Consider the following 16,595-nt stretch of genomic DNA (forward strand, 5'->3'; position numbering starts at 1 on the left):
GGGCGTCGAGATCCCGAACGCTGGAGGAGCCATGGCCCTGTTCGCTGTCCTCGCCACCCAGTCCCCCACCGGAATCCCCGCCGACGAGTTCCGGCGGCGGCTGCCCGAGGGCTTCGCGTACGTCAAGGAACTGGTCGGCAGGGGAGTCATCCGGCACAACTGGATCCGGGTCGGCGCCTCGGGCGGCCTGCTGATCTACGAGGTGGACTCCCACGAGGAGCTGAACACCCTGCTGTACGGGAACCCGCTCAGCCCGCACCTCCGCTTCGAGGTGATCCCGCTGGCGGAGGTGGGCGGCTTCGACCCGACGGCCTTCGAGAAGCGGGGCGGAGCGGCCGGGGACGTCACCGTCACCCGGTGACGAGGGCGCGGGCGAGGCTCCGGTAGAAGGCGGTGACCCCGGGTTCCTTCGGGGAGAGGTGGCCGCGCTCCGCGAAGCGGGAGCCCGCCACCCGCTGCACGGCCTCCATGCCGAGACGGTCCTCCCGGTTGACCACCGCGGCGCTCTCCTCGTTCTGCTCGCGGAACGCGTTGCGGTCCTGGCCCTCCAGGGCGGAGGGATGCGTGAGCACCCCGCCGCGGACCTCGACGCGGTCGATGGCCAGCGGGATCATGGCCGTCCAGACGACGGAGTCGCCGAAGGCCGCCAGACTGCTGCACGGGAAGACGGCGCAGTTGTACATGGTGGCCCGCTGCGCGGCGGAGAGCGGCAGCGCCGTGTGCGCGAGGGGTTCGCGGAACGGGCTGAGGAGCCGGGTCACCCAGGGCGAGTCGGCGCGCACCTCCATGGCCCCGCCCGGTGGGGTGATGAGCGCCACGGTGGTGGGGTGGAGTCCCATGGCGTGGTAGTTCTCGTGGGCGTTCTGGACCGCGATCTTCCAGTTGCACCGCCACTCCTCGGTCCAGGTGGCGATCGGCGTCATCTCCGGCAGCCGGTAGGCGTCGAGTTCCCGGCCGATCCGCCGCAGGTGCGGCGCCAGCGGCTCGGCGTCCGGGTCGGGATTGACGAAGACGAAGCCCCGCCACTCCTCCACGGCCGGGGCGGGCCGGCGCGCGCCCGGGGCGGACCGCGCCCGCAGTGTCCCGTCCTCGCCCCGGAAGACGGTGACGGCCCGGCCGGCGGGGGAGACGGTGAAGCACCCTCCGGGTTCGGCCGGTTCAGCGGCGTGGCCCGCCAGCAGCCAGGACCGTCCGAAGACCAGCTCCCGCTCCGCCGCCCACAGCTCGGGGGAGGTGAAGGCCGCCGGGGACAGACTCACCTCGGGGGCGTCCGCTTCCAGATACCCGGCCAGCTCCGCCACGATCTCCGTGAGCGTCATGCTTACCGCCGTTCCTTTCCGTACCGGGCCGTGAGCCGCTCGATCTCGGCGACGGCCTCGTTGGGTGTCGGCATCTCCTCGATCTCCCGCCGCAGGCGCTGCGCGTTCGCCGCGAACGACGGGTCCGTCAGCACGCGCGCGACGTTCTCCCGGAAGCGGTCCGCGGTGAACTCCCGCAGCGGGAGGGACAGGACGTTGCCCTGCTTCTCGTAGGCGGCGCCCATGGACTCCGTGACCCACTCCCAGCCGGTGAGCAGGACCTGGGGAACACCGTGGTACTCGGCCGTGGCCTTGGTCTGGTAGCCACCGTGGTGCACCACCGCCGCGCAGGTCGGCAGCAGGTCGTGCATCGGCACCCGGTCCACCACCCGTACGGCGTCCGGGAGCGGCGGCAGGTGTGCGCGCTGCCGGGCGGAGAGCGCGGCGACCACCTCCACGTCCAGCTCGCCGAGCGCGCCCAGCATGCCGATGAGGACCGTGTCGAGGTCCCAGAGGCCGTAGCTGCTGTCGATGCTGACCCCCAGGGTCAGGCAGACCCGGGGGCGCAGTGGTGGCTCGCGGAGCCAACGGGGCACGACCGCGGGCCCGTTGTAAGGGATGTAGCGGGCCGGGACCGTCGGGATGCCCAGGTCCTCGCGGAGGCTCGCCGGCCGGGTGTCGACGGTCCACTGGCCGGTGAGCACGGACTCGTGGAACCGGGTCCCGGCACCGAGGCGTTCCAGCGTCCAGTCCAGCCACTCCGCCGTGGGGTCCTCCCGGTGCTCGGGCTCCTGCTCCGCGGCCAGGCGCAGGAAGGTCCGCCGGGTCCCCAGTTGCATGGCCAGTTCGGGCCCGGAGACCAGACGGGCGTGGGCCGCGCCCACGGTGAGCGCCGCGACCGGGCCCGCCAGGCAGAGCGTCTCCCAGATGACGAGGTCGGGGCGCCAGTGCCGGGCGAGGGCCACCAGTTCGTCGATCATGGTGTCGGAGTTCAGGCGGGAGTTGAGGGCCGGCACGATGACGCTCTCGTAGCCGAGCTGCTCCTCCCAGGTCTCCACCCGGTCCGGCTCCCGGTCCTGGTCGGCGGTGCCGAAGTGGGCGATGGCCTCCTGGTGGAACTCGCCCAGTGCCTCGTACCACGGGGGGCTCTCGATCGGGACGGCCGTGATCCCGGACCGGGTGACGGTCTCCACCACGCCGGGGACGCAGGCGGCCCGCACCTCGTGGCCGGCGGTGCGCAGCGCCCACGCCAGCGGGGCGAGCAGCTGGAAGTGGCTGCCCTCCAGCGAGGTGAACAGAACCTTCATCGGACTTCTCCTCTTCTTGCCCCGAGGCCGGTCGGCGGGGACGCGACCGTCCTCGGGGGAGCCTTCGGGACGGTCGTACCTGCCGCCCCGCCGTCGGCCGTCGGGGTGGTCGTGGCCCTGACCCGGGCGCGGGCCGGACCGCGCGTCAGCGGAGCCCTGGGGCGGCGCACCAGGGGGGCCGTGAGCTGCACCCGGGCGTACCGGTCCGCCAGCCCCGCGAGGGCGGCCTCGGCCAGGGCGCGGTGGAACGGGGCCAGGGCGCGGTGGCAGGGAGCCGTCACCGCTCCCGGGCCGCCGTCGTGCAGGACCGCGAGCCGCTCGCCCTCGGCGATCCGGGCCCCGGCCACCTCCAGGTCGGCACGGGCCACCAGGGGCGCGATCCACCCGGGCGGCTCCGCGCGCAGCGCCTCCCCCGCCGTCCGCCGGGCTTCGCGGGCCGACGGCGGGAGCCGCGACCGCAGCACGGCCCTGGTGACGAGGTCGGCGCCGGTGCGGGCGGCGACGGCGACCGTCGCCGGGCCCGGTGCGCCGGGCGGGGCACAGGCGAGGAGGGACCGCAGCTCGTCGAGGCCGGTACGCAGGCGCCGGGTGACGGCGAGCCGCTGCGGGCACAGCACGGCGTCCTGGGCGGGGCCGCAGGCGGAGAGGGCCTCGGCGAACCGGTCGAGGTCCCTCCCGGGGATCGCGCACACCTCGGCGAGGGCGCCCGCCGCCAGCGGCTCGGCCACGTCGGCGACCAGGTCGAACTCGGGCCCCGCCGCATCGAGCAGCCGCGAGCAGAGGGAGTCGAGGCCGCCCGGCACCCGCACGTCCGTCACGGCGGCCTCCCCCGGCAGGACCGCCACGTGCCCGATGCCCGGGTGAGCGAGCAGCGCGGCCGCCGTTTCCGGGTCGGCGGTGACCCAGGCTCCGGTGCGGGAGCGCCACAGCGGCCCGGCCGCCAGGACCCGTTCGCGCGTCGGCGACGGGTCGTCGTCGATGTCGCAGAGCAGAGCGGCGTACGGGTCGCCCTTGAGCCGGTGCAGCCACAGCGTGCCGTGCTCGCGCTGCAACCGCTCCCCCAGCTCCGCGAGCTCCTCCTGCTCCGCCGGATCCCCCGGCTCCGCGTACTCCCCCGTGGTCACGAGGTGGCGCCGGGATCGGCGGTGATCAGGGGGAACCGGTCCCCGTCGACGGGCGCGCCGGGTGCGAGGTGGGCCACCGGATGGTCCTGGACGCCCGGACGGTACGTGGCGTCGGAGTCCATGTAGACGGAGGCGAAGGCGAGCCGGCGCTCGCTGTCGGTGTTGACCCCGGCCATGTGCACGGTGCGGAAGTCGTGGAAGACCACGTCCCCGGCGCGCATGGGGACGGCCACCCTGGGGCTGAACGGGAACTCGGGCCAGATCTCCTCCATCGGCCGGTAGTCCTGGAACCCGGCCAGGTGGACCTGGCGGTGTTCGAGGGGGCGCCGGTGCGATCCGGGAACGTAGACCAGGCATCCCCGGTCGGCGGGAACGTCCGCCAGGGGGATCCACGCCGTCAGCGCCCGGGTCAGTCCGGCGAGGGGGAGGCCCGGCTCGTCGTCGTGGACGACGGTGGGCAGGTGCACGTCGGGGTCCTTCTTGAGCACGTCGGTGCCGTAGAGCCGCAGCGGGCCGCCGGCGAGGTGTTCGGCGGCCCGGGTCACGGCGGGGTGCAGGGCCAGCCGGCGCAGTGCGGGGTGCTTGCGCCAGGCCGCCTCGACGTAGTGGACCTGGGTCTCGTCCTCGGAGGCGCCCCAGACCGCCGGGCCCTCGCCGGCGAGGAGCTCCTCGGCGGCGGTCCGGAACCCGGCGACCTCCTCGGCGGACAGCACCGCCCGGAGGTGGACGAATCCCTGGTCGTGGAAGCGACGGAGAGCCTCCTCGGTCGGCAGACCGCTCTCCGTCAGGTCGGGGGTTGTCAGCACGTGATCGCCTTTCCTCGTGGGGTGGGGGGCGGAAGGGACCGTGGGTGGGCGCGGGAGGGCGTTCATCCGAGGGACTGGACGAGCCCGCCCACGGTCTCGGCCGGCGTGGGCATCGCGAGCATCTCGTCCCGGACCTGGTGGGCGTTGTCGCGGAGGCGCTCGTCCTTGAGGAGCGCCCGGCACTCGGCGGCGCCGAGCGTCCCGGGCTCCGCCACGATCCCGATGCCCCGCGCGGGCAGCAGGTCCGCGCCCGTCTGCTGGTACGAGCCCCGCGGGATGACGCACTGCGGGAGCCCGGCGGCGGCGGCCGTGAGCATGGTCCCGCTGCCGCCGTGGTGGATGACCGCGGTGCAGGTGTCGAGGAGCAGGTCGAGCGGGGCCCAGTCGACCAGCCGGACGTTGGGCGGCACGTCGGCCAGCAGGGCCGGGTCGCCGCCACCCAGGGTGAGCACGAATTCGGCGTCCACGCCCCGGGCCGCTTCCATGAGCGGGCCCAGGATCGCGATGCCGCCCCACTGGGCCTCGATGGTGCCGAGGGTGACGGCGATGCGCGGCAGCCGGGGCGTCTCCGCGAGCCAGTCGGGCAGCACGGTCCCTCCGTTGAAGGGCAGGTGGCGCACCGGGCGGGCCTCGGGGGTCCGGCGGTCCTCGGGAAGGAGGGCGGTGAGGCTCGGCGGCAGGGTGGTGAGCGGGATGGTCGCCGGAGGTTCGCCGGTGACGCCGTGCCGGGCCCAGTGGGGTTCCATCCCGGCACGGAGCAGGGTGCGCAGCCGGGCGCCGCTGTCGTACGAACCGAGGCGGGGCTCGACGAGTGGCACGCCGAGCGCGGCGGCGAGGAGGCGGCCGACGCCCTGGAGGGGCGGGGCGACCACCAGGTCGGGGGACCACTCCCGGGCCGCCGCCAGGGCGCCGTCCGCCATTACCCCGGAGACCCGGGCGAAGAGCGTGGCCAGTTCGGCGTCCTCGGGGTCCTCGGCGAACATGGGGTGGTCCGACGGGCCGTCGGCCCCGGCCGCGGTCCCCCGGGGCACGTAGACGGGCAGGTAGTCCAGGCCGGGGGTGACGTCCACGACGTCGAACCCCGCCTCTGCGACGCCCAGGCTGAGCCCGCCGGTGGCGTACCGGACCCGGTGGCCGGCCGCGCGGAACGCCTGGGCGAGGGGGACGGTCGGGAAGAGGTGGCCGAGGCCGGGAGAGGTCACGAACAGGACGCGCATGCTGCCCCCAGGCAGGGATCGAGGGATGCGTTTCGTCGGGGTCGCACGAGGCCGGGGCTCACGGGGCGGTCCCGAGGAAGAGGCCCCGGCCGGAATGCGGACCGGGGACGTACGCGACGGTCAGGCCGGCGGCCCGGAAGGCCTTCTCGTAGGCCGTGCGGGTGAAGAGGGAGATGCGGTGGGTCTCGGTGAAGTGCCGGGCGCCGGTGCGGGCGTCGGCCACCACGTAGTGCACGTCCATCCGGCACGCCTCCCCCTCACGCGCGGAGTGCGAGACCCGGGCCACGGTCCGCCCCGCCACGGTGGCCACGTCCGCCGAGACGTGCCCGTCGAGGTACGTCTCGGGGAACCACCAGGGGTCCACGGCGACCACTCCGCCCGGCGTCAGGTGCCGTGCGAAGGCGGCCAGGGCGGCGTGGAGTTCGGTCTCTTCGGTCGCGTAGCCGAGGGACCCGAACATGCAGGTGACCACGTCGAACCGGGTGTCCAGGTCGAAGGCCCGCATGTCACCGACGTGCACGGGGACGTCCGGCAGCGCACGGCGCGCCGCGCGGACCATCGGCTCGGACAGTTCGAGGCCCGTCACCGCGTCGAAGAGCCCCGCGAAGTGGCGGAGGTGGGCTCCGGTGCCGCAGGCCACGTCGAGGAGGGAGCGGGCGTCGGGCCGCAGACGGCGGACGTGCCGGGTCAGCTCGCGCGCCTCGGCCCCGTAGTCCTTGCCGCGGCTCTCGTGGATGAGGTCGTGGATCTCGGTGAGTTCAGCGCCGTACATGCACGGATCGTCGGAAGGAGGGCTGGAGGAATCACCCAGGACGGGTGGAGGCGTCGGCGGTGGCGCGTCGACCGGGCGGCGACCGATTCACCAGGACGCGCGGTCACCTTCGACCGGACGGGACGGGACCCGGGACGGCACCGGGTCGAGAACCGGAACGAGCGGAGGGCCGACGTGGACGTCGGGGAGATCGTGGCGGAGTTGGAGCGCTATCTGGGGCCGGACGCCGAGGAGTTGAGCCTGCCCCCGGCGGCTTTCACCTCGCCCGAGCTGTGGAAGGTGGAGCAGGAGCGGGTGTTCGGCCGTTCCTGGGTGCTGGTGGCGCACGTCGACGAACTGGCGGAGACCGGGGCCTACGTGGCCCTGTCGGTCGCGGGCGAACCGGTGGTGGTGGTCCGGGGCGAGGACGGGACGCTCCGTGGGATGTCGCCGGTGTGCCGGCACCGGCTGATGCCGGTGGTGGAGGAGGGTTCGGGCCGCACGGACGTGTTCACCTGCCCGTACCACCTGTGGCGGTACGGGCTCGACGGCCGGCTCGTCGGCGCCACCCACATGAAGCGGAATCCGGCGTTCGATCCCGCGGCGTGTCAGCTGCCCCGTTTCGCGGTGGAGGACTGGCACGGGTTCGTCTTCGTCAACCTCGACGCCACCGCCGAGCCCCTGGGGCCCCACCTGCGGCGGATCGGCGAGGACCTGGCCAACTACCGCCTGCCGGAGCTGACCCAGGCCGCGGGCTGGACGGAGGAATGGCACTGCAACTGGAAGGTCGCCGTCGAGAACGCGCACGAGAACTACCACGTCATGGGCTTCCACCCGGAGACGCTGCAACCGACCACGCCCGGCGGCGCGGAGACGACGGTCCGGTCGGACTCACCCTGGGCCGACAGCATGCGGGTCCGGTACTCGGCCCCGCTGGAGCCCGTCGTCCTCGACCTCACGGAGGAGGAACGGGCCCATCTGTACGGCTTCTTCGTCTTCCCCTCGGGCAGCCTCGCCGCCTCGGGCGACATGGTGATCTGGCTCAGCCTCATCCCCTCGGCCCTCGACCGCACCACGGTCCGGGGCGGGGTCCTGATGCCGGCCGCCATGGTCGAGGGGCAGGACCGGGAGGCCGTGCGGAAAGAGGCCGAAGCCTACGCCTCCCTGATCAACGGCGAGGACCGCCGGGGCCTGGAGGCGGTCCAGCGCGGCGCCGGTTCCCGCTTCGCCGCTCGGGGCCATCTCTCCCCGAAGGAACCCGGCGTCCTCCTCTTCTACCGCTCCCTGGCCCGTGCCCTGCTCAGCGAGGACGCCGACTGGCCCGGCGCCCGCTGAGGCTCCGCACTCCCCCGCGGGTATCCGTGAGCGCCGTCACCCCTACGGGCCGGCAGCGGAGTCCGACGCCTCTCGTGTCCGCGACCGCCTTCACCCGGGACGGCGCGAGCTCGTCGTCAGGGCCCGGTGGACGTCGGAGTGGTCAGGCGCAGGAGCAGGGACTTCACCTCGGTGGCCGCCAGGCGGCCGCTCACCGCCCCCGGTGTCGAGCACAGGACGAGCGGGCCCTCCTCGTCGTTCGCCGGGAGGCGGCCGTGGCTGCCGCGGACGGGCGAGGGGTCCAGGGGGACCACGGCGAGGCGGTAGCGCATGCCGAGCTTCTTGCGGGCCACGGCGGCGGCGGCCCTGAGACGGACGGTCGGGGACTCGGGGTCCATGAAGAGTTCGGCGGGGTCGTAGCCCGGTTTGCGGTGGATCTCGACGAGCTGGGCGAAGTCGGGGGCACGGGCGTCGTCCAGCCAGTAGTAGTACGTGAACCAGGCGTCCGGTTCGGCGAGGGCGACGAGCTCGCCCGAGCGGGGGTGGTCGAGGCCGTACGTCTTCTTCCCCTCCTCGTCGAGGAGTCGCTCGACGCCGTCCAGGTCGGCGAGGACATCGCGGACGGCCGCGATGTCCTCGGGCCTGCGCACGTACACGTGGGCGAGCTGGTGGTCGGCCACGGCGAAGGCGCGGGAGGCGCCCGGGTCGAGGTACTCCATGCCGTCCTGGGTGTGGACTTCCAGGAGTCCCGCGCGGCGCAGGGCCCGGTTGATGTCGACGGGGCGGCTCACCCGGGTGATGCCGTACTCGGACAGGACCACGACGGTACGTCCTTCGCGCCGCGCGTCGTCGAGGAGCGGGCCGATGACGGTGTCGAGTGCCGCGGCGGCCCGGTGCGCGCGCGGGTCGTCGGGGCCGAAGCGCTGGAGGTCGTAGTCGAGGTGCGGCAGGTAGCACAGGGCGAGGTCGGGCCGGCGGGTGCGCATGATGTGCCGGGTGGCGTCGGCGATCCAGCGGCTGGAGACGAGGTCGGCTCCCGGCCCCCAGAAGTGGAAGAGGGGGAAGGTGCCGAACTTCTCGGTGAGTTCGGCGTGCAGGGCCGGCGGGCGGGTGTAGCAGTCGGGCTCCTTGCGGCCGTCGGCGTAGTAGACGGGACGCGGTGTGACGGTGATGTCGGTGTCGGCGCCCATCGCGTACCACCAGCAGATGTTGGCGACGGTGTAGTCGGGCCAGGTCCGGCGGGCGGCGTCCCAGAGCCGGTCACCGGCGACGAGGGCGTTGTGCTGGCGCCAGAGCAGGACTTCGCCGAGTTCGCGGAAGTACCAGCCGTTGGCCACGATGCCGTGCTCGGAGGGGAGGGCGCCGGTGAGGAAGGTGGACTGGGCGGTGCAGGTGACGGCGGGCAGGACCGTGGTCAGCGGCGCCCGGGAGCCCGCGGCGGCGAGTTCCCTCAGGTTCGGCATGTGGTCGAGGAGCCGGGGAGTGAGGCCGACGACGTCCAGGACGAGGAGGGGGACGGGGCGCGGCCCCGCGGACGCGTCGGAGGCGCCGTGCGTGTCGGTCATGGCAGTTCCTTCAGTCCGAGGTCGGTCAGGAGGTCGCGGGCCAGGGTGAGTTCGGCGGCGATGCCGTCGCAGAGCTGAGCGCGCGTGACCGGGCGCAGCTCGGGAGGCAGTGCCTGCCAGGTGTACGTCTCGACCTCCAGGTGACGGGTACGGGGGACGGGGCCGCCGACGAGCAGGCCGAGGGTCTCCACGAGCACGGGGAACGTGGAGGTCAGCGGAGGGGCGGGCCTGGCGTGCAGGGGGACGTGGAAGTGGGAGCGCCAGGGGCTCGCGTCGGGCAGGGCCCCGCCGTCGAGGGCGTCGTCGAGGTCGTCGGTGCCGCGGAGGCCGTCGGGGGTGACGGTGCGGGTCTGGTGGAGGAAGCGGGGCTCGGCGAAGGCGGCCAGTGCCTCGCGTACGGCGGGCAGGCGCGGGTGCTCGGCGTGGAGGGCGGCGGAGAGCTGGGCCTTGGGGATGGTGACGCCCGCCGTGTGCAGCGCGGTCAGTGCGGTGGCCGGGTCCTCGAAGGAGGTGGCGAGGTGGCAGGTGTCGACGCAGACGCCGACGCGGTGCGGTGCGTCGACGGCGGTGAGGGGGGCGATGGCGTCGGCGGTGGTCTCGACGACGCAGCCGGGTTCGGGTTCGAGCGCCACCCGGATGGACTTGCCCGTCGACTCGTGCAAGGTGTCGAGCCGTTCGGCCAGTGTGGTGAGGGCGCCGCGGGCGGCCTCGGCCCGGGCCGCGCCGAAGGGCGTGCGCCAGGCGAGCGGAAGGGTGGAGATCGTGCCCTCGGTGACGTCGTCGGGCAGGAGCGCGGTGAGGAGGCGGGCCAGGTGGGTGGTGTGGGCGAGGCGGTCGGGATGCGTCCAGTCCGGTGTGTAGACCCGGTGTTTGACCTCGTCGCGGCCGAACCCCTCGTACGGGAAGCCGTTGAGCGTGACGACCTCGAGTCCGCGGCGGTCCAGTTCGGCCCTCAGGCCGCGCAGGGCGGCCGGGTCGTCGATCAGGGCGCGGACGGCGGCCCTGGCGAGCCACAGGCCGATGCCGAGACGGTCGCGGCCGAGGCGCCTGCGGACCGGTTCGCAGTGGTCGCGCAGCTGGGCGAGGACGCCGTCGAGCGTCTCGGCGGGGTGGACGTTGGTGCAGTAGGAGAGGTGGACGACAGAGCCGTCGGCGTGGCGGAAGCGCACCGGTGACCCGCCCTTCATTCCCCGCCGCGGAGCACGGAGTTGCCCTCGTGGGTTCCGTGCGGGAGGGGTACGTCGAGGGCCAGACGGCCGCTGAGCCCGTAGAAGGCCACGGGGTTGCGCCACAGGACCCGGTCGACGTCGTCCTCGTCGAACCCGGCGGTGAGCATCGCGTCACCGACCCGGCGGGTCTTGAGCGGGTCGCTCCTCCCCCAGTCCGCGGCCGAGTTGACGAGGACCTTCTCCGGGCCGTAGGTCCGCAGGATCGCGACCATCCGGTCCTCGTCCATCTTGGTGTCCGGGTAGACGGAGAAGCCGAGCCAGCATCCGCTCTCCTTGGCCTCCTCGACCGTCGTCTCGTTGAGGTGGTCGAGGAGGACGTGGTCGGAGGGCAGCGCCGATTCCCGGACGACGTCGATGGTGCGGCGCAGACCGGCGAGCTTGTCCCGGTGCGGGGTGTGGACGAGCGCCGGCAGGTCGTGGTCGGCGGCGAGCTGGAGCTGCGCGGCCAGGGCGGTGTCCTCGGCGGGGGTCATCGAGTCGTAGCCGATCTCGCCGACGGCGACCACGGAGTCCTTGACGAGGTAGCGGGGCAGGGCGTCGAGGACGGGGGTGCAGCGGGGGTCGTTCGCCTCCTTGGGGTTGAGCGCCAGGGTGCAGTGGTGGGCGATGCCGTACTGGGCGGCCCGGTACGGCTCCCAGCCGAGGAGGGCGTCGAAGTAGTCGAAGAAGCTGGCCGGTGAGGTGCGCGGCTGGCCGAGCCAGAAGGCCGGTTCGACGAGGGCGCGGACGCCTGCGGCGTACATGGCCTCGTAGTCGTCGGTGGTGCGGGAGGTCATGTGGATGTGGGGGTCGAAGATGCGCATCAGCACTCCTCGGGGGGCTGGGGGCGGTCCTGCCCGGCCAGGGCGAGGACGCGGTGCAGGTCGTGGGGGACGTCGCGGCCGGCGGCGGTGCGTTCGGCGGCGTGGTCGGTGAGCATGCGGGCCAGTGCCGTGTCGCCGCGGGCGCGCTGCCGCAGTCCCGCGACCGCGTCGACGGGGACGTGGGTGAAGAGGCATTTGAGGACGGCGTGCCGCCAGGCGTGCTGGTCGAGGTGGGCGGCCGCGTAGGGGCCGACGGCCGTCGCGACGAGCCGGGCGTCGTGGGTGCGCAGTGCGTCCTCGACGAGGGGCAGGGCTTCGGGGCCGGGGACCAGGTACGGCAGGGCACGCAGGACGGCCCGGCGTTCGGCGGCGCTGCCCTGGTGGTAGAGGCGGGCCAGGGTCACCGGACCGGGACGGGCCTCGGCGAGGAGGAGGATGCGGGCGGTGTCGGCGTGCTCGGGCCCGCACCGGCGTCCGGCGGCGGCGAACCGCAGCTCCCAGGCGGGGAGGGTGTGCGGCGAGGCGTCCAGGGGTGCGCTGTCCGCCCGCGCCGCCTCGGCGAGGGCGTCGTCCAGCCAGGCGCGGGCGGTCACGGGGAGCTGGGCGTCGAGGGCGGTGCGCAGGGCGGGGAGCGGGGCCGGGTGGGGGGTGTCGGTCACTGGTGCGGCGCTCCTTTCGCCTCCATGGCTCGGAGGAACGGCAGGGAGGTACGGGCGAGTTCGGGGCCCGCGTGGGAGTGGCGGGGCAGTTCGACGACGGTGAGTCCCCGGTAGCCGGTGGAGGCGAGGGCGGCGAGGACCGGAGGGAAGTCGATCTCGCCCTCGCCGAACGGAAGGTGCTCGTGGACACCTCGGCGCATGTCCTCGATCTGGACGTGACGCAGCCAGGGGGCGGCGTCCCGGACGCAGGTGGCGGCCGGCGTGGGTTCCAGGCACTGGCAGTGGCCGATGTCGAGCGTGAGCCCGAGGGACGCGGGTTCTCCCGTGAGGGCGCGCAGATGGTGGAAGTCGTCGAGTGTGGCGAGCAGATGGCCGGGTTCGGGTTCGATCGCGAGGGGCACACCGCCGGCCTCGGCGGCCTCGACGACCGGTGCGAGGGAGGACGCGAGGCGGGCCCAGGCGGTGTCCAGGTCGGTGCCGGGCGGCCTCGTGCCGCTGAAGCAGTGCACGGCGTGGGCACCGAGGTCGGCGGCGGTGCGGACGGCGATGAGGAGCAGCCGGATGCGGGCGGCGCGGGCGTCCGGGTCGGCGTCGAGGAGCGAGGGCCCGTGCTTGCGACGGGGGTCGAGGACGTAGCGGGCGCCGGTCTCGACGGTGGCGGTGAGGCCGAGGGCGCCCAGCCGGCGCGCCACGCGCGCGGTGCGGGCGGCCAGGCCGGGCGCGAGGGGGTCGAGGTGCATGTGGTCGAGGGTGAGGCCGACGCCGTCGTAGCCGAGGTCGGCGAGGAGGGCGAGGGCATCGTCGAGCCGGAGGTCGGTCAGTCCATTGGTCCCGTACCCGTAGCGCAGGCCGGTGGCGTCGGCGTCCGCGCGCGGCCCGGTCATGTGGGGCTGATCCTTCGCGCGAGGCGGCGGGCAGCCGGGGCGAGGCCGAGGAGGGCCAGTCCGGCGACCGGTGCCCCGGAGCGGGCGGCGAGCGCGGCCTGGAGCGGGATCATCGCCCGGATGCCGCCGCCGACGGCGCGTTGGGTGAGCTGCGGGGACGGGTTCAGGGCGGCGTCCAGGAGGGGACGGGCGGCGGTACGGAGATAGGCGGCGGCGAGGAGCAGGGTGATCCGGTTCGCCATGGCGCGGCCGAGGAGGTCGCGCACCGCGGCGGACGGCGGGGGCGGAGCGCCGGTACGGGTGCGGGGCCGGGTGCTGGTGGGAGGCCACGGGCGGGCGCCGGTCCGGGCACCGGTGAGAGGCCTTGTGCGGGCGCCGGACCGGGACGACCCGGTTTCGGCGGTGAGGACGCAGAGGAGCGCCGTCGTGGCGAGGGCTCCCAGCGGGACGGCGGTGGAGCCTCCGTGGGCTTCGTGCCGGGAGACCGCGGTGACGGCGTAGGTGTGTGCGGCGAGTGTCGCCGCGGCGGGTGCGGCGGCTCGCAGCACGGTGATCGCGGTCCGGCGCGCGGGCGCGGTGGTCGCGGGCGCGGCCAGGCTGGTCCCGGGTCGGCTTCCGGCCACGACCGCGCCGATCCCGGTACGGCGATCCGCCGAGCTGATCCTCGTACGGCGATCGGCCACGGTCCCGCTCGTCCCGGTACGGCTCCCGACCGCCGTCGCGCTGATCCCGGTCCGGCGATGGGCCGCGCTGATCCCCGCGCGGCTCCCGGCCCCCGTCGCGCTGAGCCCGGTGCGCCCCCCGGGCGCGCCCGGCGTCAGGGGAGGGGATTGCCGCACCCCCTCCGCGGGCCCCGCCGCCAGCGCGCCCAGGAGGAGGTCCAGGCCGCGCGCGGTGGCCATGGCCGCGGGGCCGGCGGCCGTGTGCTTGAGGCGGAGGTCGTACGCCCACACCGTCGCGGCCAGCGCCGAGGCGACCGCCAGGGCGGGGCGTCCGGCGCGGGACGCGAGGGCGAGGCCGGTGACGGTCAGGGCGCCCGCCGCACCGAGCGCGGCGCCCGGCGCGACGCGGCCGGAGGGAAGGGGCCGGTGCGGTCGTTCGACGGCGTCCACGTCCCGGTCCGCCCAGTCGTTGAGCGCCATCCCCGCCTCGTACAGACAGAGGGAGGCGCCGATGGCCCAGGCGGTTCCCCGGCCGGGCCTGAACCCGGCGGCCGCCGCCCCCGCGAGGGCGTCGCCCGGGACGCTGAGCAGCGCCGACACGCGCAGCAGCTCGCCCCACGCCCGTAGTGTCCCGACGGCGCCGGGCAGCCGGCGCGAGAACGGGGAGCCGGTCATCCGGCCGCCCCCCTGAGGCGGTCCGCGAAGGCGAGCAGCGCGGCGAACTGCTCGGACAGGCCGGCGGGGCCGCCGTCCGGGTCCTTGAAGTAGAAACCGAGTTCGGGGCGGGGCCCGGTGAGGCCGGCCTCGTGGGCTCGGGCGACGAGCCGGGCCAGGTCCAGGACCAGGGGGGCGGCGAGAGCCGAGTCGCAGCCCTGCCAGATGGTCTGGAGGATCATGCGGGAACCGAGGAAGCCGTCGAAGGCGATGTGGTCCCAGGCGGTCTTCCACTCGCCGAGGGCCGGGACGTCGTCGATGTGGACGGTGCCCTCGACGTCGGCCCCGAGCGTGTCGCCGATGACCCGCGCCTTCCCGGCGTTCTTGGCGGCCGCGGCGGCCGGGTCGGCCAGCGTCGCCCCGTCCCCGCCGCCCAGCAGGTTGGTGCCGGACCAGGCGCGCACGGTCAGGGTCCGCTGGACGAACATCGGGGCGAGGACGGACCGCAGCAGGGATTGCCCCGTCTTCCCGTCCCGGCCCGCGTGGGGGACGCCGCTCGTCACGGCGGCGTCGGCGAGGGCGGGGCCGCGCAGCCCGGTGGAGGGGGTGAAGTTGACGTAGGGGCAGCCGGCGCGCAGGGCGGCGGCCGCGTAGAGCGAGCTGGCCGGCAGGCGCTCGGCCCCCGGTACGGGCAACGGCTCGGTGGAGGCGACGTGGACGACGACGACCCGCGCCAGGGCGTGGCGGGTACGGAAGTCGACGAGGTCGGCGGTGAAGCCCGCGATCAGCTCCTCGTCGGTGCGGCGGTCCCCGGGGAGCGGTCCGCCCGGCCGTATCTCCCGCTCGGCCGCCGCCAGTTCGGCGTGGACCGCCCGGGTGAGACCGGCGGGGAGCACGCCGGCCGCGGTGAGGTCCTCGGCGCGTTTCGGCAACGGGCAGTCGGCCGTGTCGTGGCCGCCGAAGACGAGGGCCTCCAGGGGAGGCAGGCCGACGTCCGTGAACGGCGGGGTCTCCGTGACCATGCCGGTCGGCGGGTGGAGTCCGGCGGTGACGGCCGCGCAGCCGGCGACGGCCGTGGTCGCGACCGAGCCGCGAGCCCCGACGAACCAGACCCCGGTGCGTTCCCGCCGGTCGTCGACCGGCGTTCGCCTCGCGTTCCCTTGCTGCACGGGCTGCCTCCCTGACCTGTCGGTTGGTGCGCTGGTGAAGACGGCGGGCGGGGGGTACGGCGCCCCCTCGCCCGCCGCCGCTCATGGGTGACCCCTCTGCGCGGGGGTGCGCCGCGGATTCGGCGTACGGAGGGAGCTACGTGTCCCGTCCGGAGAACGCGGCGTCGAACGAGGCGCTCGGCGGGTCGAAGTCGAACCGCTTGAGGTGGGCGAGCGCCTGGGGAGCCCCCGTCAGCCGGTCCATGCCGGCGTCCTCCCACTCGACCGAGATCGGGCCGCCGTAGCCGATGGAGCGGAGCATACGGAAGACGTCCTCCCAGGGGACCTCTCCGCGGCCGGCCGAGACGAAGTCCCAGCCGCGCCGCGGGTCGCCCCACGGCAGGTGGGAGCCGAGCCGGCCGTTGCGGCCGTCGAGGCGGGTGCGGGACTCCTTGCAGTCGACGTGGTAGATGCGGTCCCGGAAGTCGTAGAGGAAGCCGACCGGGTCGATGTCCTGCCAGACGAAGTGGCTCGGGTCGAAGTTGAGGCCGAAGGCGGGCCGGTTGTCGACGGCCTCCAGGGCCCGCTTCGTCGTCCAGTAGTCGTAGGCGATCTCGCTGGGGTGGACCTCGTGGGCGAAGCGGACGCCCTCCGCGTCGAAGACGTCGAGGACGGGGTTCCAGCGCTCGGCGAAGTCCTCGTACCCCCGGTCGATCATGTGCTCGGGGACGGGCGGGAACATGGCCACGAGGTGCCAGATGGAGGAGCCGGTGAACCCGACGACGGTGTCGACGCCGAAGGCGGCGGCGGCCCGGGCGGTGTCCTTCAGTTCGGCGGCGGCCCGTCGGCGCACCCCCTCCGGCTCGCCGTCCCCCCAGATCCGGGCGGGGAGGATGCCTCGGTGACGCTCGTCGATGGGGTCGTCGCAGACGGCCTGGCCGACCAGGTGGTTGGAGACGCTCCAGCACCGGAGGCCGTACTTGTCCAGGAGCGCGCGCCGGCCGTCCAGGTAGCCCGGTTCGGACAGGGCCCGGTCGACCTCGAAATGGTCCCCCCAGCAGGCGAGTTCGAGCCCGTCGTAGCCGAAGTCGCGCGCCAGCGAGCACACCTCCTCCAGGGGCAGGTCGGCCCACTGGCCGGTGAACAGGGTGAACGGACGGGGCATGGGATCTCC

16 protein-coding genes are annotated in these 16,595 nt (G+C 74.5%); 2 read left to right on the forward strand and 14 right to left on the reverse strand.

Going from position 1 to position 16,595, the window contains the following annotated elements:
• Positions 1-31 precede the first annotated feature (31 nt).
• Complete coding sequence (locus ACFWV2_RS06715) at positions 32-361, forward strand: muconolactone Delta-isomerase (RefSeq protein ID WP_384402685.1); 330 nt, start codon at positions 32-34, stop codon at positions 359-361.
• Here the strand turns inward: ACFWV2_RS06715 and ACFWV2_RS06720 are convergent.
• The 6 genes from ACFWV2_RS06720 to ACFWV2_RS06745 form a co-directional block, all read right to left on the reverse strand.
• Positions 351-1,319 (reverse strand): SRPBCC family protein, encoded by a 969-nt coding sequence (locus ACFWV2_RS06720; protein WP_384402688.1) that lies wholly within the window; start codon positions 1,317-1,319, stop codon positions 351-353. The two genes, ACFWV2_RS06715 and ACFWV2_RS06720, sit on opposite strands and share 11 nt — an antisense overlap.
• Before the next feature lie 2 nt (positions 1,320-1,321).
• Positions 1,322-2,605: an activator-dependent family glycosyltransferase gene (locus tag ACFWV2_RS06725; RefSeq protein ID WP_384402691.1), complete on the reverse strand. Its 1,284-nt coding sequence runs from the start codon at positions 2,603-2,605 to the stop codon at positions 1,322-1,324.
• Positions 2,602-3,729: a hypothetical protein gene (locus ACFWV2_RS06730; RefSeq protein ID WP_384402694.1), complete on the reverse strand. Its 1,128-nt coding sequence runs from the start codon at positions 3,727-3,729 to the stop codon at positions 2,602-2,604. The genes ACFWV2_RS06725 and ACFWV2_RS06730 overlap by 4 nt, the downstream gene beginning before the upstream one ends.
• On the reverse strand, positions 3,726-4,535 hold the full coding sequence (locus ACFWV2_RS06735; protein ID WP_384402697.1) for a phytanoyl-CoA dioxygenase family protein: 810 nt from the start codon (positions 4,533-4,535) through the stop codon (positions 3,726-3,728). The genes ACFWV2_RS06730 and ACFWV2_RS06735 overlap by 4 nt, the downstream gene beginning before the upstream one ends.
• A gap of 62 nt (positions 4,536-4,597) precedes the next feature.
• Entirely contained in the window at positions 4,598-5,752 is a 1,155-nt protein-coding gene (locus tag ACFWV2_RS06740) for a nucleotide disphospho-sugar-binding domain-containing protein (protein ID WP_384402700.1), read from the reverse strand.
• Between the two features lie 58 nt (positions 5,753-5,810).
• Entirely contained in the window at positions 5,811-6,524 is a 714-nt protein-coding gene (locus tag ACFWV2_RS06745) for a class I SAM-dependent methyltransferase (RefSeq protein WP_384402703.1), read from the reverse strand.
• Positions 6,525-6,698: 174 nt separating this feature from the next.
• Between ACFWV2_RS06745 and ACFWV2_RS06750 the strand changes: the two genes are divergently transcribed.
• Positions 6,699-7,838 carry an aromatic ring-hydroxylating dioxygenase subunit alpha gene (locus ACFWV2_RS06750; RefSeq protein WP_384402706.1) on the forward strand — a complete coding sequence of 380 codons (1,140 nt, stop codon included), beginning with the start codon at positions 6,699-6,701 and terminating at the stop codon, positions 7,836-7,838.
• A gap of 116 nt (positions 7,839-7,954) precedes the next feature.
• Here the strand turns inward: ACFWV2_RS06750 and ACFWV2_RS06755 are convergent, their stop codons facing one another.
• The 8 genes from ACFWV2_RS06755 to ACFWV2_RS06790 all read right to left on the reverse strand — a co-directional run bounded on the left by ACFWV2_RS06755 (position 7,955) and on the right by ACFWV2_RS06790 (position 16,586).
• Complete coding sequence (locus ACFWV2_RS06755; RefSeq protein ID WP_384402709.1) at positions 7,955-9,382, reverse strand: alkaline phosphatase family protein; 1,428 nt, start codon at positions 9,380-9,382, stop codon at positions 7,955-7,957.
• Complete coding sequence (gene eboE, locus ACFWV2_RS06760; protein ID WP_384402712.1) at positions 9,379-10,551, reverse strand: metabolite traffic protein EboE; 1,173 nt, start codon at positions 10,549-10,551, stop codon at positions 9,379-9,381. The genes ACFWV2_RS06755 and eboE overlap by 4 nt, the downstream gene beginning before the upstream one ends.
• Before the next feature lie 14 nt (positions 10,552-10,565).
• Positions 10,566-11,414, reverse strand: a complete 849-nt coding sequence (locus ACFWV2_RS06765; RefSeq protein ID WP_384402715.1) for a TatD family hydrolase — start codon at positions 11,412-11,414, stop codon at positions 10,566-10,568.
• Positions 11,414-12,073 carry an EboA domain-containing protein gene (locus ACFWV2_RS06770; RefSeq protein ID WP_384402718.1) on the reverse strand — a complete coding sequence of 220 codons (660 nt, stop codon included), beginning with the start codon at positions 12,071-12,073 and terminating at the stop codon, positions 11,414-11,416. Before ACFWV2_RS06770 ends, ACFWV2_RS06765 begins: the two co-directional genes overlap by 1 nt.
• Positions 12,070-12,957: a sugar phosphate isomerase/epimerase family protein gene (locus ACFWV2_RS06775; RefSeq protein WP_384402721.1), complete on the reverse strand. Its 888-nt coding sequence runs from the start codon at positions 12,955-12,957 to the stop codon at positions 12,070-12,072. The genes ACFWV2_RS06770 and ACFWV2_RS06775 overlap by 4 nt, the downstream gene beginning before the upstream one ends.
• Positions 12,954-14,294 carry a UbiA family prenyltransferase gene (locus ACFWV2_RS06780; protein ID WP_384402724.1) on the reverse strand — a complete coding sequence of 447 codons (1,341 nt, stop codon included), beginning with the start codon at positions 14,292-14,294 and terminating at the stop codon, positions 12,954-12,956. Before ACFWV2_RS06780 ends, ACFWV2_RS06775 begins: the two co-directional genes overlap by 4 nt.
• A complete protein-coding gene (locus ACFWV2_RS06785; protein WP_384402727.1) occupies positions 14,291-15,442 on the reverse strand; it encodes an inositol-3-phosphate synthase in 1,152 nt (383 codons plus the stop codon). Before ACFWV2_RS06785 ends, ACFWV2_RS06780 begins: the two co-directional genes overlap by 4 nt.
• Positions 15,443-15,578: 136 nt before the next feature.
• Positions 15,579-16,586, reverse strand: a complete 1,008-nt coding sequence (locus ACFWV2_RS06790) for a sugar phosphate isomerase/epimerase family protein (protein WP_384402730.1) — start codon at positions 16,584-16,586, stop codon at positions 15,579-15,581.
• Between the last annotated feature and the right edge of the window lie 9 nt (positions 16,587-16,595).

Source organism: Streptomyces sp. NPDC058671 (genome assembly GCF_042716475.1).
GTDB lineage: Bacteria > Actinomycetota > Actinomycetes > Streptomycetales > Streptomycetaceae > Streptomyces.